Raw genomic sequence first — 23,390 nt, 5'->3', positions numbered from 1 at the left:
ACGTTATTCTATAATGTAATATCCGGACGAACGGATGATAGCCTGTCCGTCTCCGCTTTTTTCAAAATCGATAAAAGGCTTTACCTTTTCCCATGACTCTTCCAGAACAAACTGGTATAGCGGACGCTGAAAGTAGTATTGACGTGTATTGATTGCTTCTTTGTCCAGTGGAGAAACCGCTGGTTCATGTAGTGTTTTTTTGATTTTAAGGATCTTCACGGGCTGTGCGGCATCGCTCTCCTGAGAAATATATCCGGCTCCTACGTATCCTATTCCTGAACGGTCTACTTTGATTCCTTCTATAATCTGCGCATTACCCGTCATTTCTTTTGCATTCGGGCTAAATGAAATTTTGAGTTTCTTTTTGATAAACGAATAGGTTCCCGAGCTACTTTGTCTTCCGTAGATATTGATAGGTAAGCTCTCACCAGTAAGTTCTTTCCAGTCCTTCATCTCTCCGCTCATGATCTTAGCCAACGTTGCTAAATCTATCTCATCTACTGGAAAATCTTTGTGTACGACAAATGCGGTAGCATCTTCAGCAAAAGTAAGGGTTCGCAGCACAATCTTCTTGGATCTGAACAACTCTTCCTCTTCTTCAGTCAACGGGCGGGAAGAATTAGCGATATCGGCCTGTCTGTTCATTAATGATGCTATCCCAAGACCGGATCCTCCTCCGGAAATAGCAATATGGAAGTCTTTATCTTTTTCTGAATAACGCTCCGCTAGCATCACAGCCAGATTTACCTCTGTATCAGACCCTTTCATTTTGATGGTTTTATCTCTGTTCTGACAAGAAGCAAAAAAGACCACTGAGAAAATCCAAACGATTAATTTTAATTTCATCTGTAGCCAAAGTTAATTATCCAGTATATCCCCAATGTTAACAAAATTTGAATTTAACATGAATAAAGAATTAGTTCTCATTAGCTTAAAAATGAATGGAAACTAGTCTTGAAAATTAACCCAGACCAACTTACCTATGTATTCAACTGTAATCATGCAATACTTATATTTGCTGTAGTATATTAAATCAAGAATTTCAAGATGGAACAGCAATCACACTATTTTCAATTTGACAGCAATACAGAATGGGAGGATCTCGGACAAGGTGTCAAACGCAAAGTCTTTGGCTATATTGAAGAGCTGATGCTTGTCAAAGTTAAGTTTGAAAAAGGTGCTATAGGAACTTTACACCGGCATCCGCATGTGCAGACCTCTTTTGTAAGCGAAGGTTCATTTAAATATAGTATTGACGGTGAAGAAAAAATCCTGAATAAAGGTGATGCATGTGTGGTACCATCCAATGCGCTGCACGGATGTGAATGTCTGGAAGCAGGAGAACTTATTGATTCCTTTGCTCCTTATAGAGAAGATTTTGTATAATATATGACTTAGGAAGCTAAGGTATGCGCATTCCATACTTTCATGATTAAAACAAAAAAGTTAAATGGATTGTTAACACAATATAGTTGACTAATTATCTGACCACAAGTATCATTCGAAAGAAATATAAAACAAAAGGGAAAATTATTTCTCCAGAATAGGATAATGGCATCCTTTTTGAATAAATGGAACAGAATTACAGATATCTGTAGCAATAAATGCAACAGGTGGAGTGAAAAAATATTTTATACAATAAATACTTTAACATGAAAAGTACAATAGTAATGAGCATAATTGCTATCTCAATGAGTTTGAGTAGCTGTGGACTATTCCAGAAAGGTGGCAAAACAATGGACAAAACAGAAACTTCATCATCTGAAGAGATTACCGGAAAAAAATGGAAACTGATAGAATTAAACGGAAAGCCTGTGGCAGATAAAGTCAATGGTAAAGAACCTTTTCTGCAACTGGATGCCAGTGAAAAACGTTACAGTGCAAGTGGAGGATGTAATGGTATAGGAGGTAGCTTTACCCTGTCTGCCAATAACCGTATCAGCTTTTCGCAAGGCATGTCCACAATGATGGCTTGTCCTGATATGGATATCGAACAGGGATTAGGTCGTGTATTTACAACTGCAGATAATTACACCCTAAAAGATGGTATTCTGTCTTTAAACAAAGCGCGCATGGCACCGTTAGCGAAATTTCAGGAAGTAAAAGAAGGAAGTTCGTCCAAAGAACAGGCACTGAACGGAACCTGGGAGCTGGATTATATTTCCGGACCACGCATTGCATTTGACGGATTATATCCTAATAAAAAACCGACTATCACATTTGATACAGCAAATAAAAAGGCAAATGGCAATAGCAGTTGCAACAACTACAATACTACCATTAAAATAGAGGGTGCTAACCTTCATTTTGGTCCTGTAGCATCGACAAAGATGGCCTGTCAGGGAAGTGGTGAGTCTGTGTATTTCAAAACTTTAGAAACAATTACGAACTACGATATTCAGGATAATACCCTGCATCTGATTATGGGAGACATTGCAGTAATGCGCTTCCATAAAAAGTAAATCCTAAGATTAACATATGTAATAAAGAGGCTGTCCTAAAAATTTGGACAGCCTTTTTTCATATCATTCCAATCTCCTTTCCTTTTTTAAGAAGAACCTGTTCCGATATGTCGGAAAGGCCAGGAAGAAGTTCTGTGTTTGTAATATCAACCTCTCTACCCTTCGGGCATCTCTCCTTTAAAAGGAGAGAATTGTAATAGCAACACGAATACAGAAGTAACTGTCTCTCTCTGACTTGATCTATTCAAACCTTATAAACTTTATCAACTCTATCAACTTCTTATAGGCACCTCTCCTTTAAAAGGAGAGAATTATAATAGCAACACGAATACAAGAGTAACTGTCTCTCTCTGACTTTATCTATTCAAACCTTATCAACTTTATCAACTCTATCAACCTTTTACAGGCTCCTCTCCTATTCATCACAAAAATGTTATAGTCGATTTTACATCGTATTTTATTTAGATTATTTCTAAATAAATGGCAATTATGCTTATATTTGCCGAAATATCAACCAACATGTGCAACAACAGGCACTCACTATTAACTTACATCCTGATTCATCAGCCCATATGAAAAAACTACTACTTTTTTCTACGCTGCTGTCTTTTAATAGCCTGTTTGTCCTCCCGCTTGAAGCTCAACAGGCTGGCGGACAACAGCAAAAAAAGACACAGACCAGTAATCAACAAGACCTCAGGGGTCATGTCGGACAATTTAAAGACCGTAGTCCATTGCCCGGCGCTACAGTTCAGATTCTTGAACTCGGTTTATTCACCAAGACCGATGCTTCCGGAAATTTCAGTTTCTCTAAAATACCTAATGGCAAATACACCATTCAGGTTCAATTTTTAGGTATGCTCGAAGCAGAGGAACAAATCTCATTACCTTCTGATCCACTTCAGTTTTTACTAAAAGAAAACAGCATTACCCTTAAGGATGTTGTCGTCATCGCCAAAGAACAACGTAAAGATGGGGCCACATCTACGGTTATCTCCCGTAAGGCGATCGAACATATGCAGGCAACACATCTGGGTGAAGTACTCCAGCTCCTGCCGGGAGCTGTGGTAACCAATCCTGATTTTACAAATGTCAACAAAACAAGTATACGTCAGTACACAGGTGACCGGGCTTATTCGGGACAAAATACAAGCTCTTTGGGAACTTCGGTAATTATCAACGGCGCACCGCTGTCTAACAATGCCAATCTGCAAGCCATGAACACTGTAACATCAGGTGTATTAGCGGCTTTCTCGACTTCCAGCGGAATGGGAACCGACATGCGGCAGCTCTCTGCTGACAATATTGAATCTGTGGAAGTCATTCGGGGTATACCGTCAGTAGAGTATGGTGATCTGACCTCCGGAGCAGTACTGGTCACCACCAAAGCAGGGAAAGAACCTTTGCAGGTAAAAGCACGCATCAATCCCAAACTCACCCAATTCTGGGCCGGACAAGGTTTTGATCTTGGGGAGCATAAAGGTAATCTCTTTGTCGATCTGGACTTTACTAAAGCCTATGATAAGCAGATCACTGCCTACTCTGCATATGAACGTATGAAAGGAACGGCTCAATACAGCAATACCTTCGGACAAGACCGCCCCATATACACGAATACTACTTTTTCTTTTGGCACCAATCTGGATGATACGAAAGTAGACCCGGATTATCAGGCAGAGCAGGTCATCAATAAAGCACAAAACTACAATTACGAATTCGCAACTACCGGCAAATGGAAACTGGATCAGCGTTTTGCAAGAAACATTAACTATACACTTTCAGCCAACTATGCCTTTCAGAAAGGTTATCAACAAAGATTACAGACTCTGAGTGTTTCAGCAGTAAGTCAGGCTACCGAAGATATTACACAAGAAGTCAGTTATCTGCCTTCTACTTTTCTCAATCAGTTATGGATAGAAGGAAAGCCTTTGAATATTTTTGCCAAGTTGTCGGATGACTTCTATTTCAAGACAGGATCTGGTACACACCGTATCCTGTTAGGTGGAGATTATCGTCTGGATGCAAACTATGGCACAGGAAGAACTGTTGATCCTAACAATCCTTACCGCACCTCCGGTCCTTTCGGCTTCAGACCACGCGCATTTAAAGATATTCCTGCTCTTCACCAAATGGGATTATATCTGGAAGACCGTTATTCTATGCAGATCGCAGATCGCAATCTGCATATACAGGCCGGTTTGCGCTGGGATCAGGTACAACCCTTTACCAATAATACCTTATCCGCTTTGTCCCCCAGAATCAATGCTTCTTTTGAAATTATTAAAAACCTGACCTTACGGGGAGGCTATGGTATTACTGCCAAATCACCAACTCTGCTTTACCTATACCCGGACCGGGCCTATTATGACGCTTTCAGTCTCAACTATTATAAGGAAAACCCTGCCGAAGCTCTTGCTCTTGTTACTACCCGCGTTTTTGACACCTCTAATCCGGATTTGAAAATGACAAAAACCAGTAAAAAAGAAATAGGTCTGGACTTTTTCAGCGGGAAAAGACGTTTTTCAGTAAACGGATATTACGAACAGACAAAAAACGGATATGAGATGAATACCAATCTCAATAGTGTCCAGTTTGTTGGCATACCTATCTATACGGTACAATCTGCTCCGGCGGGAAGCAAACCGATCCTGAATCCCAACGTAACCACTTCAACATTCGTAGCGACATACAGTTCTCCAAGTAACAATAATGACATCCTGAATAAAGGTATAGAGTTTGATTTTGACTTCGGAAGATTTGATAACATCCGTACTTCTTTTGTATTGAACGGAGCCTATCTTTCTACAAAATCAATGAGCAATACTCCTTATATTCTGTTGCAGAATGTAGCCAGTCAAGCCCCTGCCCGTATAGGCGTATTTGAAGCCAGAGGAATGGAGCAACAGCGTTTTGTAACGACATTAAGGGCTGTCCATAATATTCCTGAACTGCGTTTTATTATTTCAGCCTCAGCACAGACCATATGGAAGGATCAGCATAAATTTGTCAACTATTCCAGCATTCCTACAGGTTACATACCCGTTGGACAGGCCGGCAGTACTCCACAGATCATCAACTTTACAGAAGCAGAACGCAATGCTATTACTGAAGCAGACAGAGATATCTATCTCAGCCTGAATGACGGATATTTCAAAAGTGAAAGCTGGAAACCACTTTGGTTATTTAATGTCAAACTGACTAAAGAGTTTGCTAATAACATGGGCTTTTCTTTCTATGCGAACAATGTATTTAATCATAGACCTTTGGAAGCAAGCTCCCGTTATCCGCAGGAATACAGTAAGCGCAATATCCCAATGTTTTACGGAACGGAAATTTCCATCAAATTCTAATACGACATGAAAACAAGCGTATCCACTCCACACATAACAGGTTTCTCATCTCAAGCAGATGATCAGAAAACAACATATAAACGCATGAAAACTAAAAGTATATTAATCCTTTTAGCGGTATTCAGCATCTTTACCGCCTGTCGTAAAGATTACTATGCCTATACAACAGTAGATTACAGTTTTACAATTCAGTATCCCGAAGAGTATAGTAAACAACTTGCGGATAGTGTCAAAATCAATCTTAAAAATACTATTACAGGGGCGACGCAGGAATTTGTCTCTGATGCTCAGGGACGTGTGTCAGCAAAAGGTATTACACCAGGTGTATATACAGTCACAGCAAGTAAGCAGGTTAAAGCAGAAGAGGCAGAACAACTGGTCGGAATACGTGAAGAAATCTTCTGTAATGGAAGCATCCCCACACTTCGTATCACCGAATCGGCTAACAGTGCAATTCGTTTAGTCGGCAGTCAGGCGGGAGGATTTGTTATCAAAGAGTTCTATTATGCGGGCTCCAAAACTCCTTCCGGCACAAATTACCTCTATGATGGTTTTATCGAAATCTATAATAACAGTACCGGAGATCTGTATGCAGACAGTCTGGTTATCGGAAATACCAAATCGGCTTCATCTTCTGTATATGGTTTTCTGCCGGATAAAAACAATGTATATATTGCACAGGCCTGGATGATACCGGGTAATGGTACAGAACATCTGGTCAGACCGGGTGAATCTGTGGTCATCGCTATCACAGCGATAAACCATAAGACAGACCCCAATGGCAATCCTAATTCACCCGCCAACCTGGGGAAAGGTATTGCTGATTTCGAAACATATTTTAACCCTACCGGAACCAATACCCGCGATACCGACAACCCGGATGTACCGAATATGATCCACCAGTTTGCGAACACAACAGCAGGATTTGACTGGAATATAGGTGTAAACGGAGCCGGACTTATTCTGTTTAGAGACAGTCATGTCGCCAGTTATCAGACCCTTACAGAACCCAATGTCAGCGGAACTACCCGCTATCTGCAGGTACCTGTAAAAGCTATATTGGATGGAATAGACTGTGTAGGCAATTCGACCATTACAATTGATAAAAAGAGAATTCCGGAAACAGTAGATGCCGGAATGACTTTCGTCGGATCAACTTATTCTGGTAAGTCCGTGATCCGTAAAGTAAAAAGCAGAATCAATAACAGAGCTGTTTTGATGGATAGCAATAACTCTTCTACAGATTTTATAGTAAATGATAACCCCACTCCCAAAACAATAGCACAGTAATATGAAAAAGAACTTATTCGCAAGCCTTTGTGTCCTCATCGTAACGGGACAAATGGCGACCGCACAGACTGTGCCTGCATATGATTATTTTAAAGCTAAGGATGCATTGAGTAAAAGTCCCAATGCAGCACTTCTCCGTTACACTATACTCCCGGTCGAAGGGGAAACACAGCTTGGAGCCTATTATCAGGCTGGTGACCTCAGACATCCCTTTTCAGCAAAGGAAAGCCAGGGCATCAACTTCAGCACTTCACGATATCAACGGCTTAAAGAATGGACATATTATGGTCAATTTGATTTCCGGACCACGAAAGATAAACAAATGAACATGACAGCACATACGGATCCCTATCGTGATAATCCGTATCAGCTGATGGATTCTCTTTCCGGGGACTGGAAAAAGCAACATTATGATCTTCGTTTGAAAATTGCCTCACCGGGATTTGCTGATGATCGTATGAATGTGGGTTTGGATGTACAGTACAATTTAAAAACCGGAGCCCGCCAAAAAGATCCCAGGTCTCTCGATAATTCCAGTACATTAAATTTATCACCGGCACTGACTTATAGGCTATCGAAAAACCAACTGCTTGGACTGACAGGTATCTATAGTTTCTATAAGGAAGAACTCAATATAGAAACTATTGGAAATTACCAGCAGCATTATTTATACAGATTACTGGGTGCCGGAGAATACCAGATGAGTGCTCCTTATATTATGACTGCCGGATATAGTAGAACCTACAGAGGTCATTCTTTTGGTGGCGCTGTTGATTATGTGTTTAACACTGATCATATAAAATGGTCAACTACTGCCGGATATCGTAGTGGATACGAAGATGCTATAGACGGAACAACATATATACAACAAGCGGGGAAACATCGCTATCAGGAATATCAGGCCTCTTCCTATTTGAATTGGAAAAAAGGAAAATATGCGCATCAGGTCGCATTGGAGTGGTTGCTGAAAGATATGGAAAACACCGAATATCATCAGATTCAAAATGCGGATACCAAAGCGTATGAAACCGTATATTCAAGCGTAATGAGTACCATGCTTCGGAATAAAAGTACACTTTCCTACCTGATTAGCCATGACAGCCCTTCAGGGCTTACTGATTGGTGGCTCAAAACTGCTGTAAGCTATCATAGTCTGGACAACCGATATGCCAATCCGCAAAACAAAGAGATCGTAGATAAACTGAATGTTGCCGTGAGTTTTGACAAGACGTATGCAAAAGAAAACAGAAAAGGATTTGCCTTCCAATTGAGTTCTGCATATGACTTGTTGCTAAGCGATGAATTGCTTTACACAGATAAATCATATTCCACTAACTTTGTGGCGAAAAACGTTTTTATCCCGGCACATCAGTTTTATAGCGTCAATACATGGACAAACTCGGCGAATGTCAAATATACCTTTGGAGCATTCGGAAAGAAGAGCAATCAGCTATATATCAAAGCCAGTGGCTGGCTAATGAGTGCTATGGGTGATCAAGGAGATATCCGCAAAGGAGATAACCGCTATCTGACTCAATTGTCTGTCGGATTGATAAGTCTTTAATAACAGAATAAAAACATTAGAAAGAATAAACATGATAAGATTGAGAAAAACACTTCTTTCCCTAACCTGCATGTCACTGGTGGCAAGTAGTTATGGGCAAGAGATAATCAAACCTTCCGTTTCCTCCAAAACCAGTTTTGCCATTGTCGTTGACCAGAAGACATTCAATGCGCTTAAACCTGAATTAATGGCTTATCGGCAATCTGTAGAACAAGATGGATTAGGCACTTATATTATTGCTCACAACTGGGAAAAACCGGAGCAGATACGGGAGCAGCTGCAACAACTCCGTAAGACTAAGCAACCACTGGAAGGCACTGTACTTGTCGGAAATATCCCTGTGGTGATGATTAGGGATGCACAATATCTGACTTCGGCATTCAAAATGAATCAGAAAATCCGTTGGGACAAATCTTCTGTTCCTTCTGACAGATATTATGATGATCTGGATTTGAAACTCAACTTCATAAAACAAGATACCGCAAGTGAACGTAGCAATTATTTTTATTACAGTCTGGATGCTACTTCTCCGCAATATATTGAAATGGATATTTATTCAGCCCGAATAAAGCCTCCTGTTGAAAAAGGCGAGAATCCGACAGATAAAATTAAGGCTTATCTGCAAAAACTCGTGGAGTTGCGTAAAGTCAGCAACCCGCTCAATGATATGATTGCTTCTACAGGTCATGGTTATAATTCAAATTCTCTAAATTCCTTCTCGGGAGATGTACTGGCTTTGAAGTCACAGTTTCCATCGCTCTATCTTCCCGGTAATTCTATCAAGTTTCTAAACTTCCGTAATGCGGATTTTATGAAGTTCAATCTGTTACGCGAACTGAAACGCGAAGGACTGGACTTTGCATTTATGACTGGCCACGGTACTCCTACCCTGCAATTGATCAATGGCTATCCCCTTGCTTCCAATCCACAGCCTTCGATGGAAAATGTCGGAAGGTACCTTCGCTCAAAGGTCAGATCTGCTAAAGAAGATGGCAGAGATGTGGAAAAGGTTAAGGAAGGATTCAAAACATCTCTTGGGGTTTCTGATAAATGGATGAACGATGCATTTGAGCAGGCTGTTATTGATTCTGACTCCGTGTTTAATGATAATCTGGATGTACAGATCTGGGATATCCGGGATGCCGGTATTCAGGCTCCGCTGGTCTATCTCAATTCCTGTCTTACAGGCTCATTTCATCTCGACAATTATCTGGCAGGTTATTATCCCTTCTCCAATAATAAAAATATAGCCGCTATCGCTAACAGCGTTGGAGTATTACAGGATCTTTGGCCTGCTGAACTTATGGGAACGCTGCAACACGGAGTACGCATAGGAAACTGGTTTAAACATATCGCTTATCTGGAGACTCATATTCTTGGAGATCCTACTTTTCATTTTACCTCCTCCAGAAGCAAAGAGATCAATGAGGCTATTAGTACCGTAGCAAAAGCAACTTATTGGAAAAATCTGCTTAAAGAGCAGGATGCTGACCTGCAATCTCTGGCATTGGTATACTTACAAAAACAGCTTCCTGAAGCAGAAATGTCAGCGCTGTTGAAATCTATTTATTTCAGTTCTCCTTTTGAAACTACCCGTATGCAGGCCTTTGCTTTATTAAGAAAGTATGAGAATGAAGCCTACTTTTCGGTCTTACATGCTGCACGTCAGGATTCGTATGAATTTATCCGAAGAATGGCGGTGTATGACCTTGGGGAATTCGGAGGTGATGATTTTGCCAAAGATCTGATTGCCTTTTATGTCAGCGATCCACATTCTGAACGCATCAACTATCGTCTTCGTACAAATATGACTTTCTTTAATCCGGAATTGCTCAAAACCGAAATCAACAATCAGGTAAGTCAGAATAAAGGAATCAATAATGCATCCGCTTTAAGTGCACAATTGATCAAAGATATTGATTATAACCAAAGTAAGGTCGATAAGATGCAGGCCACTATTCTGGATAAGAATACGGCGGAGAAAGAGCGTCTGGCTGAAATTACAACCTTAAGACTTTACCGTTATCATCGTGTGGTACCTGCAGTTCTGAAAGTAATTGAAGATGCATCCGAATCTGAAACTTTGCGTATAACAGCTCTGGAAGCCATGAGTTGGTTTCCACTGTCCTATCAGCGTGAAGCGATCTTCCGTACCTGTGACGTCTTGCTACAAGACAGCAAAGTACCTCCTGCTGTAAAGGAACAGGCATTGAAGACCAAACATGTCATGAAAAAGGAATCCATTTAACATAAAAAAATGCTGCAGTCTTTAATGAACTGCAGCATTTTTTATATCAGAAGACTTATGTTAATGACCGTGCGAATGTCCCATATCAGCCGGGTTGATCATAATGTGAGCTTTATAACTTCCTTCATCCATTAACCATGGAATACCGGGAACTGTGGGCTTAGTCGCCAGTCCAAGATCTGCAGCTTTAGCATAAGGCACATACAATACATACCTGCGCTTAGCATCTGTCATTTCTCCGGTTTCTTTATCCAGCTTGTCTAATGAACCCCAATATGCGTACAACATCGTAGGTTGCTGAGGTATGACCAGTTTGCCCGCTTTAAACTCTTCTTCTCTGATCTTATCCCGCTCTTTTCTTTTTCCTTCTGCAATCAGCGCCCGTCCTCTGGCCATAAAAGGCTCAAGACTTTCAGGGTAAGCATAAGCGTAAAGCAAAGGCAATTTGTAATCCGGAGCCAGACAGATATATCCGTTGGAACCTTCCCGAAGGACTGTAAACTTACCATCTTTGTCGTAGCCATATACCTTGGCTCCTTCTCTGAATTCTGTAGGTGCAGCCTGTACCGCAATTCGAACTTGTACATCAGCAGGCAAAGGCTCACGAACAGGTTTTTGCTGGGCATTTACAACGATTCCCGATGTAAGGGCTATTAATACTAAAGCAATTAGTTTTTTCATTTTTACTTGATAAAGGTTGTATGTAGATTCATTCTAAACAAATATACAGCTTTTTCTTACGGTTTTTACATCAACTTATTGCAAGATTCCGCAAGCACCTTTAATTGTACCTGACTGCATTCAAATTACTTTATCTCTACCAGAATTTTCACTTCAGACGGATTGGAGACTAAAGCCTCAAAACCTTTTGAAACAATTTCATCCAATCCGATTTTGCTTGTCACCAACTTTTCTACCGGCATACGTCCGCTATCAATCATCGCGATGACCTGAGGAAATATATTGCGATAGGCAATGATTCCTTTTATAGTAATCTCTCTGACCACCTGATCATAGGCACTGTACTCTACCGGTTTTCCAAACAGCGCTACTAATACAGCCGTTCCACCATTTCGCAGACTGGCAATCCCGGTCGAAAAAGAAGCCTGCACTCCCGCAGCGTCCAAAAACACATCTGCTCCAATTTCTGTAATACGTCGAATCTGAGCAGGAATATCCTTATCAGCAGCATGGATTATGGTCGTCGCGCCGATATCTTTTGCTTTCTCTAGTCGCTTTTCAGATATATCCGTTACGATCACTTTCGCAGCTCCTGCTGCTATAGCTGCCTGTACACATAGTAATCCGATTGGCCCTGCTCCTGAAACTAACACAGTCTGCCCCATCCGGAGCCCGCTTTGCAATACGGCATATACAGCCACTGCTGCAGGTTCTACCAGTGCACCCTGTTCGAAGCTCATACTATCCGGAATTTTATGAACCATATAATCTTCCACAACTGTATATTTTGCAAATCCTCCGTTAGAAGTCAGACCGACAAAACCAAGAGGCTCGGAAAGATTATATTCTCCGTTTGCAATAAACGGACTGTCAAAATTTTTAAAAATTGGTTCTACAACTACGCGATCTCCTTTCTTCACACGGTTTACCCCTTCTCCTACTTCTTCTACAATTCCGGAGAATTCATGTCCTAAGGTCGTGACACCTATATGTCCGTTAAGCGGGTATGGTTTTTCTGAGGGAATTAATTGGGGACCATGCACATACTCATGCAGATCAGATCCACATATACCGGCATATTGTACGGCGATCTTTACCTGTTGTTTACCAGTAGCAGGAATTTCTGTGTCTTCTACTCTGATATCTTTGGCAGCATGCCATCTTGCGGCTTTCATTGTACTCATCTTATTTATATTTAAACAGTTACTACATGACCTGTTTTATACAGGTTTATTATCTTACTATAAAGATCGTTAGTATTGCTTCCTTAAAAAGTGACCGTTATCAGCTTCTTATGTGTTTCTGATAAGCATTAATTGACTTTGAAGGAAAATACATTTTCATACCCTGCAATCTCCGGAGTCATTTTTTTTGAAAAGGAACATTCAAAATGTCCCCCTATATGGACTCTTTGTCCCCCTTTTATACAGCCCTAAAACTATAATTTTGATAATGAGGACGGTATAATCCGAATTATCACGCTTGTAACTGATTTTTCAATAACGTAAAAACATAGAATTATGAACTACAACATTGTAATGGGTACTGACAACAAAACCTTAAATCCACTTGTCAAACAGGTTTATCAAAAAATCTATCCGAATATATTCAAAGGCAGTAAAGATATTTCTTCCGAATTATTCCTTGCCGTATCCTATGATATTAATGAATCGCCAACAGTCGATCTGTCACAGCGGGTCAAATTAAAAAAAGAAGATTTCCAGCAATTTAAGTCAGCAGACCTATTGGAAGAAGAATTGTTTCTTGATGCTCATGAAGAGAATTTAATTCTGGATATGGTTTCAAAAGCTACTTTTCAGGCTTATTTCCCCAATATTAATCTTAGACTCACACTAAAGGATACTTCTCTGATAAGCCTGAATATAAAAGTAACCGCCAATGTAACTATAGATACCTCTATTGAGGGAAAACAGAACTATCTGACAGCAACTATACTGACAGCAGATCTGGAAATCAAAGAAGAGCAATATAAAAAATATGTAGATAGTCTGAAAAAGTATGTTATCCCTATCCTGATTCTGGTATTAAATACAGAACTTCTCAATAAAATAAAGTTACCCGCACTGACCTTTAAAGATGTCACGGTGAGCTTACCTATACCTGTTGTTGAAAAATCCTTTGTGACAGCTTACTCTTGTATAGGAGCCCGGCAACCTGACACATATGCTCCACTTAACTGGCCTGTTGAAACTGTATTTGCCGGAGTAGACAGTACTGCGATAGAAACAATGGCAGCTATACCTTTTCCCCTGAAAAAAGAAAATGAATTTTCATGGAAGATCATAAGTGGTCATGTATTGGCTCAGGTATTTAATCCCAGATCTTTTGTTATCCAGTCTGACGGAAGTATTGAAGGAAAGATTGACACTGAATTATTAGCACAGCTGACGCTAAAAAAGGCTTTTATTAAAATATCTTTCGGACCACATGGAAAAGCAACTATAAAAGCCACTTTTAAACCTGTTATTCATAAGGGAAAACTATTACTAACCGTCAAAGATCTTAATATTCCTAAACTGGATATTGACTTTGGTATTGCCAAATGGGCTGAATATTTGTTAAAACCACTGAGTATAGGACTGAGTATCGCGCTTAATGGGGTATTTCTTCCTCTGGTATCAGCCATATTAAGACAGATTGAAATTCCGATTATGCAATTTCCGACTATTTCATTTGAGATCAAAGGCATGACTTTTAATATTGATATTATTGAAGCTAAAACCTCAAAACTCGATAAGCTGTTGCTAATCTCCGGGATACCAGCTGTTAAGTGATATTACTGTGATCCTAAGTATGCAAGAATCTTATCTGCTTAGGTCCTGACAGGATTCTTGCAACCTTAAATTACCATGTACTGATCTTTGACAGAAGTGACCTGATCTCCTGGATAATGAGATCGGCATCATTCACCTGTACAATATGTCCGCTATTCTGTGCGATAACCAGATGGCTGTCTGCAGACCAGGAAAGCATATCATGATGCAGTTCACTGACAAGAGTTTCAAAATCCTGTCTAGCTTTTTCATTTTCAATTGCACCCGACCATATTTTCGGATTTCCCATGATTACGGTTAAAGGAATATTTCCGAATTTGCCGGAGTGCTCAGCCATTTCAAAATTCAGTACATCATTCTTCGCCTCTTTAAATACCGCATCGTATGATTTGTAGAAATAATTTTTAAACTGTGTTTGAAACGGATGATCCATCGGGATTTCAGGAGACACCTGTGCTTTGGAAAATATAAGTCTGAAAATTCCGGTTTCCACTCCTGCGGTCACTGCCCAGTGAGGAGGTTGAGAAAAAGCCTTCAACACTTCTGGAGAGGATTTTTTCATTTGCAAAGGATGAGCCCCTTCTACAAATACAATTCCAGCAATATCTTTTCTGTGTTGATCTATAAATGAACGCAGGTAAATGGCCCCCATAGAATGTCCGACCACAATATAAGGTTTGGGACAGTGTGTTTTCTCCAGCAGTTGATATAGTTCATCAGATATAGATGTATTGGTCTTTGCGGTATCTCCGGCTTCGCTTAAGAAAAAACCACTTCTGTCGTATGCCAGTGTCACGACCGAATCCTCTGCCAGTTTCTGCTGTACATCTCTCCAGTTAAAATGATCGCTCGCCAGACCAGACTCGAAAACTACGGTATAATTTCCCTTACCCATTTTCACATAATGAATATCATGTCCGTTGATCTGTTCAAATGTACGGCCGGTACGAATATCTTTTTCAAGCCGCCAACGCGAATATTGTTCAAATAATATACCCACAACAATCAGAATAAGCACGACAACCAGCGCCCACTTAAAGAATAATCCGGAAAACTTAAGCAACTTCATGTAATTATTTTTTAGATATATGTTAATAAAAAGGATCATCGCTGATCTACGCAGATTTCCAAATTTAACAGAATGTAACGACTTGAGATACAGGAGAGAAAATATTAGACATTTCTGTGGCATACCATCCTCCTGATATACCGTATATTGCAAATAACATGTTTATCTACAAGTATATATTAACTAGTAATATGGGTGAAAATAATTTTGATGAAATTATTCGACGTTCTTTGGAACTAAGAAAGAGTTACCACAATCTGGAAGTGCAAAACCATGGAAGTGAATGGACAATAGAGGAAGATGCATTGGCTTATCTGACAGATGCTGGTTTGGTAGGCAGAAATATTATGTCTCAGCAGCAGAGATGGCCAAAAAGTAATTCGGCCTCCGAACTGGAACATAAACTGGGTGAAAATATCTGGTGGCTGATCGTACTGGCTAACCGAAGTAACATCGATATCAAAGATGCTGTTGAAAATTTTCTGACTAAAACGGAGAAATTGGTTCGTTAAGCAAAATCAATACTGCAGTTGTGGGACATAACTTACTAAGAGTGTTTATCCTCGTGGCAAGTTAGTTCTACATCCATTTCCATACACTTTTATAGGAATCTATGGATTCGGCATATTGGATCATACCGGCATAAAAAGGGTGCTGGCCTATTGTAGAACTGTCACCGATAATGACCAGTTTGTATCGGGCGCGGGTCATCGCTACATTCATACGCCGTATTTCATTCAGAAATCCGATCTGACCTTCGGCATTGCTGCGTGTCAGTGAAATATAGATAATATCACGTTCTTGTCCCTGAAAACCATCAATTGTTTGCACTTGGATAGGTACAACGGTTTTCGCCCACATTTCATTTCCTATCAGCTCTTTGAGTAACATTACCTGTTGTCTGTAAGGGGAAATCAGACCTATTTTTGGGAACTGATTTATGTGTTCATCCCTTTTAAATGTTGTTAAATATTGTTTTAAATGACGAATCAGGAAATTAGCCTCTTCAGCATTTGAAATGGCCGTATCTTCCTGCAATTCATCAAATCCTGCTCCGGCAGTATCGATAAACAGAAAAGCCTTATCTCCCGGCATAAGCTCCTGTTGTGCTATTAATGGTTCTGCAAATAAGGTATTATTATAAAGGGCTGCTGATGGATATTGCATAATATCCTGATGCATACGGTACTGTTGCCGCAGCAGACACACATTAGATGGATAGGCATAAACCAGCTTTTCCATAAGTGTTTCCTGAAAAGCCTTTACCAAAGAATCTTTAGATTTAATAGTCGGAGGCAACTGAAGATGATCTCCGGCAAGAATAAGCTTGTCAGATTTTAAAACAGGAATCCAACAGGCGGGTTCCAGAGCTTGTCCGGCTTCATCAATAAATACAGCTGCATATGTTCTGTCCTGAATAGCAGAATGGTTGGAACCTACAAGAGTAGCAGTAATAACCTGTGCCTGATCCAGAATATCATTCTGGATATATTGCGCAATCTGTTCCGCTTCTTTCATGAGATTCTTTGCTTCCTGAAAGAGAGCTTTCCGTTGATCACGTTCGGCTTTTCCAAAGTTTCGTTTATACTTCTTAGCCATATCTCTAAAAACATCCGCTTTTTTCCGTATTGTTTTTAATTCCTTTTGCATAGGGTGACTTTCCAGTTTTCCATCCAGGGTGAGCTCATGCAGCTGTTCGGATACTTTTACAGGATTACCAATGCGTACGACCTTTACGCCTGTTTCATGAAGTTTTTCTGTCAGCAAATCTACGGCTGTGTTACTGGGTGCTGTGACCAGAATCTGATCCGGATATTTCTGCAGAAGCGCTTTAATACCCTGAACCAAAGTAGTGGTTTTACCTGTACCCGGAGGACCGTGTACAATGGTAAGGTGTGGCGATGCTATTATCTGATTTACAGCTTTTAACTGATATTCATTTAATCCTGTAATGGAGTTGATTTGCTGATCAGAAACCGTATGATCAGAGTCATGAACCTGCTGATCAATCAGCAGATTGATAAGTGGCCCCATCCTCTTATCATCCCTGGCAGCATCAGCCCGTTTTAATGCTTTAAACATTTCCTGATAGCTGTTTTCATCAAACAGGAGATCTACACCAAGTTTTCCCGATCTTACCCAATCCGGTAATTCATCCACCCGTAGAGAAATCTTCATTTCATCTCCGTTTACATAGCCTATGATGCCGGAAATCCGATCTGCAGAAGGATTGTGGTTAGAGAACAGGGCTACAGGCATCCCGTATCTGAACCGATGTGTCTGTTCATCCTTAACTGTCCGCTGGATTATAATCTGAATATAGTCTCCAAGTCCGATCTCTTCATTACGAATCATAATCGGATACCAGCACAATCCTGCCTGTCTCCGTTTGGCTAAGGACTGGGTCTGCAAAAGCTGTTGATATTCTTCTTTATCGTGTTTTTGTTCTTTCTCTAATAAGGTAGCGAGCTCTTCAAAATATGTCATCTACAAAAGTTAAATTCAAAAATAGGCATTCGCAGACTACATATTAAGAGACTTTCTCATTTTTCTGGTAAAAGATTTAATTCAATACAGATCAGCAAATGCTATTCTCCTAAAAAGGCTTCCAGGTCATCTTCTTGTCCCAATCCAAATTTCTTCTTCAATCGGTACTTGAACATCCTTACGCTCTGTGGTTCTATATGCAGCACTTGTGCAATCTGCTTAGTGGTCATTTTGAGATAAAAATAGGTACAGTATTTCAGATCCAGTGGGGTTAATTTCTGTACCGCTTTATCACTTAACTTGTTGAAGAAATCAGGATGGAGCTCCTGTACCTGCATTTTAATTTCTTCAAAGTCCGTCTGTATCAGCATTTCTTCTTTGATCAGTTTTTGGATAAGTCTGGATTCTCCTGTTCTTATTTTCTCCTGTATCTGTTTGAACGTTTCGTTTTTACGGTCAATAATCAACGAATTAGCCAGAGCTTCCTTTTCCAATTGCTGCTTTCGGATGTCTAATAATTCCTGTTCTGCCTTTAAACGTGCCTGCTCTTCATGCTCTAATTTCAACAGCATCTGTGCTTGCAGTTCAGCATCCTCCTTTTCCTGTGCTAACTTTTTCTCCCGTTCTATGGAATACCGAAGCTTGAAGTGGTAGGAAATGAACATGAATATCAGCCCAATAAGTAATGCAAAGGCTATACCTCCATAAAGGTAGTTTTGCTTGCGGCGGAAATCTTCCCGTTGTTTTGATAGTTTCAGTTCTTGGTCTTTCTTTGTAGTTTCATATTGGACTTCCAGCTTTTGTGCATTGAAAAGCTGTTGCTCGTTGAAGGATTTCTTTAATAAATCTTCTGCTCTTTGCTGATAAGTTAACGCCACTTTTAGATCGTTCCTTCTACCAGCGAGTTCTGCAAGATCTTTATTGACGGCGTACTCCAATCTAAAAAAATTACCATTGGCATTCATCAATTGGCTCAGACCTTGCAGCAGATATTTCTCTGCAAGTGTAAAATTTCCCTGCTTTTTAGCGAAACCACTCTTAATTCCGAAAACGTTCATCCATTTTTCAGATGTGGCTTTTTTGTTCACCAATTTTTCTTCAACAAGCCCAAGATATTCATAGGCTTTTTGTTCGCGGGTAGAAAGTTGTTCCGTTGAAAAATCCAGATAATAATTTGCGATATTTATGCAGGTAATTACAAAAGTATTTCCACTCACTTTTTCAGGATTTAGCTTTTGCTGTTCAAACGAATTATTCAGATAATAAAAACTACTATCAAGTAAGTCTTTATTTTTCTCCTTTTTATACCGCGTGAGATACATGCTTGAAATTCCATTGCTGATATTGACCTGCAGGTTGATGTTTTTTGCTTTTACGGCATAATAACGGGCTCTTCGGATATAATGCTCCATTTTATCACTATCATCCCATTTACTGTAAGCCCCATACAACAAATAGTTCAGATGATATTTGGTAGCAAGGTCTTCATCTGTGTTTTCAACCTGTTTTAAACCTTCCAGGGCATCTCTCACCACCGCATCCGGCATGTCCATCCTGTTATTTAGAAAAGCTTTGGCACGATAAGCAACCGCCAATGCTGTCTTACTTTTAGCTTTTTGAGCATTTTTCATACTCAAGTCAGCAAGCTTCTTGGCTAAAAGCAAACTGTCCATAGAAACATAGATGCCACTCTGGTAAGCATACAGATAGGCAAGATCAGCTGGTTTTTCGGTAATATTTATGCTGGAATGCAACAATTTACTAGCCTCCGATGATCGATTTTGTAATTGATATTCATCGAACTCATCCAATATCTTCTTTGTGGAGGACTCGATATGTTGTGCTTTTGCGGAAGAACAGAGCAAGAATATTATAATGTGATACAGGGCAACTCTCATTTTTACACTTATTTATATCTACAATTAGAAACAAAATAATGAAAAAAGCAGGCTATATCCCAATTGTTCGCTGTTAAAACACCTTATCTACAGACAAGGTAATCCGATGATTTTCAATTGTTTTTGTTACGTGTAGATACTTTGTATATACAGCAAAAAATCATGTAGATGCTATGTAAAGGATTAAACAGGTTTTATTTTCCGGTTATACCGATTTTTGATTTTATTGACAACTAATATAATTGTTATGAGAAGAATTTTTTTATTCGCATCAAGCATTGTTTTGCTGTTTGTATCCTGTAGTAAAGATAATGACAAACCTGAGTATGACACCCTGTCATTCTATGTACACGGTGTCGGAATACAGATGCTGCAGGATAAAACTCGCGCTATGTATATGAAAAATAAGCAAATTGTACAGCTTCCCTCTATATCAGGAGAATCGGCTATCGCATCGGATATTTATGTATCGGGTGAAGATGTCTATATCATCGGGGCAACAGTCGAGGTTGAGGATTATTCTTACACCCCCGTTAAAGCAGTACTATGGAAGAATGGTCAATTGCATGAACTCCATACCCCAGCTTCAAAAAGTGCATTGGCGCAAGCTGTTTTTGTTTCCGGGAACGATGTATATGTGGCGGGACATTATGTGCCATCAGCTGAAAATGCCAAACGTCAGGCAGTCATTTGGAAGAATGGAGTAATAACCCAAATTGGCAACAGTAACATCAACACTCGATTGGAAGACATATTTGTGTCCGGAAGCGATGTTTATGTGGTGGGTTATGAAAATCAACAAGGAGGAATTGTATCTAAATATTGGAAAAACGGTGTAGAAAAGGTGCTTTCCAAAGCGGGAATAACGACATATGCTAAAAGCATATGGGTGGACAATTCGGATGTGTATGTAGTAGGTTATGCAGATGCCACCGGAGACCGAAGTATGAAATTATGGAAAAACGGTGTCCCAACCAATCTGATATCTGGGAAATCCGTTATCCGTGGACTTAGTGTCACAGTAGAGAATGGGGATGTGTATGCTACGGGCTACGAACAGGTAGGAAGTAATTACGTCCCCCGAGTGTTTAAAAACAATGAGCTACTTCCCATTCAGCACTCGAATAGCGGACATACATACGCTTTTTCTACACAGGTTGTAGAGGGGAATGTCTATGTATCCGGGCAACAAGATGAGAGCGGAGCATTGAAGCAACAAATTTGGGAAAATGGACAAGAAATTGAACTTTTGACTCCCACCGCGACGCAAATAGGATTGCAGTCTGTTTTCATAGTTAAAAAGGACTTAAAACCATGAAAACAGACCACGACTGTCTTAAACAAATGCTAAACTACATGCGTAATATTTTCATCATATTGGTGTACTGCTCTTTAGCATCTAATTCCTTTGGACAGACTAATCCTATCCAACAGGAATTTGTAATAAAGAGGCAACGCATTTTTGACAATGAAAAGATTTTCACTGCAGGTGAGATTCGGCAATTGGACAGTAATATAGCTCAATATTGGAAAAAGGAAGTTGCCGATATAGTTATTGTAACCATTGATGATCGACATACCACTAAAGAAAATTTTGACAATTATGTGCGTCAGCAATTGACAGGTTACGCATCGGGAAATTTGGACAAAAATAATGGTATTGTGATTGCGATCTCCAAAAAACTACGCCGGATTCGTATCGAAAACGGATATGGCATAGAAAAGGTTTTGAGTAACGCAGCTACCAAAAAAATCATTGATGAACAGTTTATCCCAAAATTCAAGGAAGAAAAATATTTTGAAGGCACGCTAAACGGGCTGAAAACGATTATCAGCAATGTAGAAAAAGTAATGAATGAAGAGGATTTTATCCATGTGTCATCTATCTTCACGCCTTCGATTTTTAAAAAGATAAGAGCTTTTGTGCTGGCAAATGGTGAGCCCCAAACATTCCGCAATCTGGACAGCAATAATCCTTCCTACAGCTTCACTTCGCTGGATGTGTTCCTCGGACCGTCGAGAAAAAATTCCTTTGTGCTGAAAGATTTTCGGGAAGAAGATTATTATGAAATGACCATCCGGGATAATGATAGCAGTTATTATCAGTTTATTTATTTTGAAGAGACTGCGCCTGAACAAACATTTATGCATAGGAAAATGCTACCCGGAAAAATCTACTGGTGGCATGCCGGCGATAAACTTCTCTCATCGGATGTATGGCCTTTACTCGCACAGATAGAGAACGAGATAGCTCAAAAATCAGTTGTGAATGAAGCAAAACCTTTTGACAAATATGACTGGATATTGAAACAGGAATTTCATCCCATGGAACATCGTTATGCAGATATTGAAAACAACGATACCTTGTCATTTGATGGGAATTGTTTTTCTGTCAATGGAAAGCAGGCAGGTACATTTCATATGAATCCAACCGATCGCATATTGTCATTGCAGTTAAAGGATGGGAAACAGCCTTCATTTGCTATTTTCAAGTTGGATCAGAGTTACAATTACCGCTATCTCTTCAATAAAGAAGGCCGAAAGCTTTACCTAGTTCCATTGGACGAGAGAGAGGGAAAAGACCTTATCTGTGTAGAGGGACGTACGTTACTGCTTAAAATAGTAGAACCATAAAAAGGATGAAGTTGGCAGATATGATAATCATATTTTTAAAAACTGATACTGTACCGAAAAACAAATGAAACCGCCATCTCCATTTCAAAAAACAGCATTAAGGCCAATACTGCACTTGTGGCCAAAGCAGCAGGATTAATCGAATGTAGAAGATGTCCATCTTTAGACAAAATTGATCCAAATAAAATTGATAAACCCTTATATACCAACAAACAAAAAGAAGAAATATGTTTTTTGTAATCACTAAAATAGAACAGGGATCTTACGAAAATGATAAGTTACAAAATCCAAAGAACCTTGGAAACCCAATGGTACTAGTTGTTTTCAGACAATTGACCAGAACCGCCATTTTTTCGGTACATTCCAAGAAAGCATTTGGAGAATTCTATGATAAAGTAACACAAAAGAAGATTGCACATCGATCCTGGACACCTGAAATGAAATCATTTGCTAATCAAAAAATTGTCCAGGCTCCAAAGCCACTCTTTATATTCAAACTCACAATTCTAGGTTGGATATTTATCATGCTTGTTATAACCACTTTTGCGCTGATTATCTATCAGGAAGTAAAGCCTCCCCTACCAAAATCGGCTGAATATGTGGCTATGGAGCAAGTTCCTGTAGCGGGAAACATTTACTTTGGACACTATGAAGTTTTTAAGGAATCTGGAGATCGTATCGCTTCGGATATAGGTTTTGGCTGGTTCAAGGTTGTCAAAGTGGAAGGTGACACATATTATATCGCCAAATCTATGCAGATGAACAAAACGCATAAGCCAAAAGAGGAACTGAATAGCACAGACTTTGAATCCGATGGCACTGCAACCACGATCACTGAACAGGCTGGCTACATGATCAATATGAAAGCTGTGGACGGCAAGATGGAAATCTATATCACGGACAAAAAATAAT

Annotated in this window: 17 protein-coding genes; 11 read left to right on the top strand and 6 right to left on the bottom strand. The window is 39.7% G+C overall.

The features are described 5' to 3' along the window. Window positions 1-3: 3 nt before the first annotated feature. Complete coding sequence (locus B4B65_RS10485; protein WP_201678993.1) at window positions 4-846, bottom strand: substrate-binding domain-containing protein; 843 nt, start codon at window positions 844-846, stop codon at window positions 4-6. 201 nt (window positions 847-1,047) lie between these two features. On the opposite strand from B4B65_RS10485, the gene B4B65_RS10480 reads away from it, so the two are divergent. The 6 genes from B4B65_RS10480 (at window position 1,048) to B4B65_RS10455 (ending at window position 10,914) form a co-directional block, all read left to right on the top strand. Next, window positions 1,048-1,386, top strand: coding sequence for a cupin domain-containing protein (locus B4B65_RS10480; protein WP_201678992.1), 339 nt, complete (start codon window positions 1,048-1,050; stop codon window positions 1,384-1,386). Window positions 1,387-1,652: 266 nt separating this feature from the next. After that, complete coding sequence (locus B4B65_RS10475; protein ID WP_201678991.1) at window positions 1,653-2,462, top strand: META domain-containing protein; 810 nt, start codon at window positions 1,653-1,655, stop codon at window positions 2,460-2,462. Window positions 2,463-3,034: 572 nt separating this feature from the next. Continuing rightward, window positions 3,035-5,812, top strand: a complete 2,778-nt coding sequence (locus tag B4B65_RS10470; RefSeq protein WP_293915602.1) for a TonB-dependent receptor — start codon at window positions 3,035-3,037, stop codon at window positions 5,810-5,812. Between the two features lie 84 nt (window positions 5,813-5,896). Beyond that, on the top strand, window positions 5,897-7,102 hold the full coding sequence (locus B4B65_RS10465; RefSeq protein ID WP_293915601.1) for a DUF4876 domain-containing protein: 1,206 nt from the start codon (window positions 5,897-5,899) through the stop codon (window positions 7,100-7,102). A 1-nt stretch (window position 7,103) separates the two neighbouring features. Next, window positions 7,104-8,666 carry a DUF6850 family outer membrane beta-barrel protein gene (locus tag B4B65_RS10460; RefSeq protein WP_293915600.1) on the top strand — a complete coding sequence of 521 codons (1,563 nt, stop codon included), beginning with the start codon at window positions 7,104-7,106 and terminating at the stop codon, window positions 8,664-8,666. A 31-nt stretch (window positions 8,667-8,697) separates the two neighbouring features. Then, window positions 8,698-10,914, top strand: a complete 2,217-nt coding sequence (locus B4B65_RS10455; protein ID WP_293915599.1) for a HEAT repeat domain-containing protein — start codon at window positions 8,698-8,700, stop codon at window positions 10,912-10,914. Window positions 10,915-10,974: 60 nt separating this feature from the next. On the opposite strand, the gene B4B65_RS10450 is transcribed toward B4B65_RS10455, so the two are convergent. Both B4B65_RS10450 and B4B65_RS10445 read right to left on the bottom strand, forming a co-directional pair. After that, on the bottom strand, window positions 10,975-11,595 hold the full coding sequence (locus tag B4B65_RS10450; protein ID WP_201678986.1) for a hypothetical protein: 621 nt from the start codon (window positions 11,593-11,595) through the stop codon (window positions 10,975-10,977). A 125-nt stretch (window positions 11,596-11,720) separates the two neighbouring features. Continuing rightward, entirely contained in the window at window positions 11,721-12,779 is a 1,059-nt protein-coding gene (locus B4B65_RS10445; RefSeq protein ID WP_293915598.1) for a 2,3-butanediol dehydrogenase, read from the bottom strand. 336 nt (window positions 12,780-13,115) lie between these two features. On the opposite strand from B4B65_RS10445, the gene B4B65_RS10440 reads away from it, so the two are divergent. Further along, a complete protein-coding gene (locus B4B65_RS10440) occupies window positions 13,116-14,390 on the top strand; it encodes a hypothetical protein (protein WP_293915597.1) in 1,275 nt (424 codons plus the stop codon). Between the two features lie 70 nt (window positions 14,391-14,460). Here the strand turns inward: B4B65_RS10440 and B4B65_RS10435 are convergent, their stop codons facing one another. Beyond that, window positions 14,461-15,459: an alpha/beta fold hydrolase gene (locus tag B4B65_RS10435; RefSeq protein ID WP_293915596.1), complete on the bottom strand. Its 999-nt coding sequence runs from the start codon at window positions 15,457-15,459 to the stop codon at window positions 14,461-14,463. Between the two features lie 191 nt (window positions 15,460-15,650). Here B4B65_RS10435 and B4B65_RS10430 point away from each other — a divergent pair, with 191 nt between their 5' ends. After that, window positions 15,651-15,971: a MazG-like protein gene (locus B4B65_RS10430; RefSeq protein ID WP_293915595.1), complete on the top strand. Its 321-nt coding sequence runs from the start codon at window positions 15,651-15,653 to the stop codon at window positions 15,969-15,971. Between the two features lie 67 nt (window positions 15,972-16,038). Here B4B65_RS10430 and B4B65_RS10425 read toward each other — a convergent pair whose 3' ends face one another. Beyond that, a complete protein-coding gene (locus tag B4B65_RS10425; RefSeq protein ID WP_293915594.1) occupies window positions 16,039-17,946 on the bottom strand; it encodes an AAA domain-containing protein in 1,908 nt (635 codons plus the stop codon). 101 nt (window positions 17,947-18,047) lie between these two features. Continuing rightward, complete coding sequence (locus B4B65_RS10420; protein ID WP_201678980.1) at window positions 18,048-19,844, bottom strand: hypothetical protein; 1,797 nt, start codon at window positions 19,842-19,844, stop codon at window positions 18,048-18,050. A gap of 247 nt (window positions 19,845-20,091) precedes the next feature. On the opposite strand from B4B65_RS10420, the gene B4B65_RS10415 reads away from it, so the two are divergent. The 3 genes from B4B65_RS10415 (at window position 20,092) to B4B65_RS10405 (ending at window position 23,389) form a co-directional block, all read left to right on the top strand. After that, complete coding sequence (locus B4B65_RS10415) at window positions 20,092-21,162, top strand: hypothetical protein (protein ID WP_293915593.1); 1,071 nt, start codon at window positions 20,092-20,094, stop codon at window positions 21,160-21,162. Further along, entirely contained in the window at window positions 21,159-22,478 is a 1,320-nt protein-coding gene (locus tag B4B65_RS10410; RefSeq protein ID WP_293915592.1) for a TPM domain-containing protein, read from the top strand. The genes B4B65_RS10415 and B4B65_RS10410 overlap by 4 nt, the downstream gene beginning before the upstream one ends. A 227-nt stretch (window positions 22,479-22,705) precedes the next feature. Further along, window positions 22,706-23,389 carry a hypothetical protein gene (locus B4B65_RS10405; protein ID WP_201678977.1) on the top strand — a complete coding sequence of 228 codons (684 nt, stop codon included), beginning with the start codon at window positions 22,706-22,708 and terminating at the stop codon, window positions 23,387-23,389. Window position 23,390: the final 1 nt, after the last annotated feature.

This window comes from Sphingobacterium sp. UBA5789, assembly GCF_002418355.1.
Lineage (GTDB): Bacteria > Bacteroidota > Bacteroidia > Sphingobacteriales > Sphingobacteriaceae > Sphingobacterium.
The sequence above is the reverse complement of the archived record's forward strand: the minus strand, read 5'-3'. Positions and strand labels throughout refer to the sequence as shown.

Bases quoted from the DNA above. Each gene is read 5' to 3' on its own strand.
- B4B65_RS10405 (WP_201678977.1), top strand. From the start codon at position 22,706: ATGTTTTTTGTAATCACTAAAATAGAACAGGGATCTTACGAAAATGAT.
- B4B65_RS10475 (WP_201678991.1), top strand. From the start codon at position 1,653: ATGAAAAGTACAATAGTAATGAGCATAATTGCTATCTCAATGAGTTTG.
- B4B65_RS10455 (WP_293915599.1), top strand. From the start codon at position 8,698: ATGATAAGATTGAGAAAAACACTTCTTTCCCTAACCTGCATGTCACTG.
- B4B65_RS10410 (WP_293915592.1), top strand. From the start codon at position 21,159: ATGAAAACAGACCACGACTGTCTTAAACAAATGCTAAACTACATGCGT.
- B4B65_RS10415 (WP_293915593.1), top strand. From the start codon at position 20,092: ATGAGAAGAATTTTTTTATTCGCATCAAGCATTGTTTTGCTGTTTGTA.
- B4B65_RS10440 (WP_293915597.1), top strand. From the start codon at position 13,116: ATGAACTACAACATTGTAATGGGTACTGACAACAAAACCTTAAATCCA.
- B4B65_RS10460 (WP_293915600.1), top strand. From the start codon at position 7,104: ATGAAAAAGAACTTATTCGCAAGCCTTTGTGTCCTCATCGTAACGGGA.
- B4B65_RS10435 (WP_293915596.1), bottom strand. From the start codon at position 15,459: ATGAAGTTGCTTAAGTTTTCCGGATTATTCTTTAAGTGGGCGCTGGTT.
- B4B65_RS10430 (WP_293915595.1), top strand. From the start codon at position 15,651: ATGGGTGAAAATAATTTTGATGAAATTATTCGACGTTCTTTGGAACTA.
- B4B65_RS10485 (WP_201678993.1), bottom strand. From the start codon at position 846: ATGAAATTAAAATTAATCGTTTGGATTTTCTCAGTGGTCTTTTTTGCT.
- B4B65_RS10470 (WP_293915602.1), top strand. From the start codon at position 3,035: ATGAAAAAACTACTACTTTTTTCTACGCTGCTGTCTTTTAATAGCCTG.
- B4B65_RS10465 (WP_293915601.1), top strand. From the start codon at position 5,897: ATGAAAACTAAAAGTATATTAATCCTTTTAGCGGTATTCAGCATCTTT.
- B4B65_RS10420 (WP_201678980.1), bottom strand. From the start codon at position 19,844: ATGAGAGTTGCCCTGTATCACATTATAATATTCTTGCTCTGTTCTTCC.
- B4B65_RS10450 (WP_201678986.1), bottom strand. From the start codon at position 11,595: ATGAAAAAACTAATTGCTTTAGTATTAATAGCCCTTACATCGGGAATC.
- B4B65_RS10480 (WP_201678992.1), top strand. From the start codon at position 1,048: ATGGAACAGCAATCACACTATTTTCAATTTGACAGCAATACAGAATGG.
- B4B65_RS10425 (WP_293915594.1), bottom strand. From the start codon at position 17,946: ATGACATATTTTGAAGAGCTCGCTACCTTATTAGAGAAAGAACAAAAA.
- B4B65_RS10445 (WP_293915598.1), bottom strand. From the start codon at position 12,779: ATGAGTACAATGAAAGCCGCAAGATGGCATGCTGCCAAAGATATCAGA.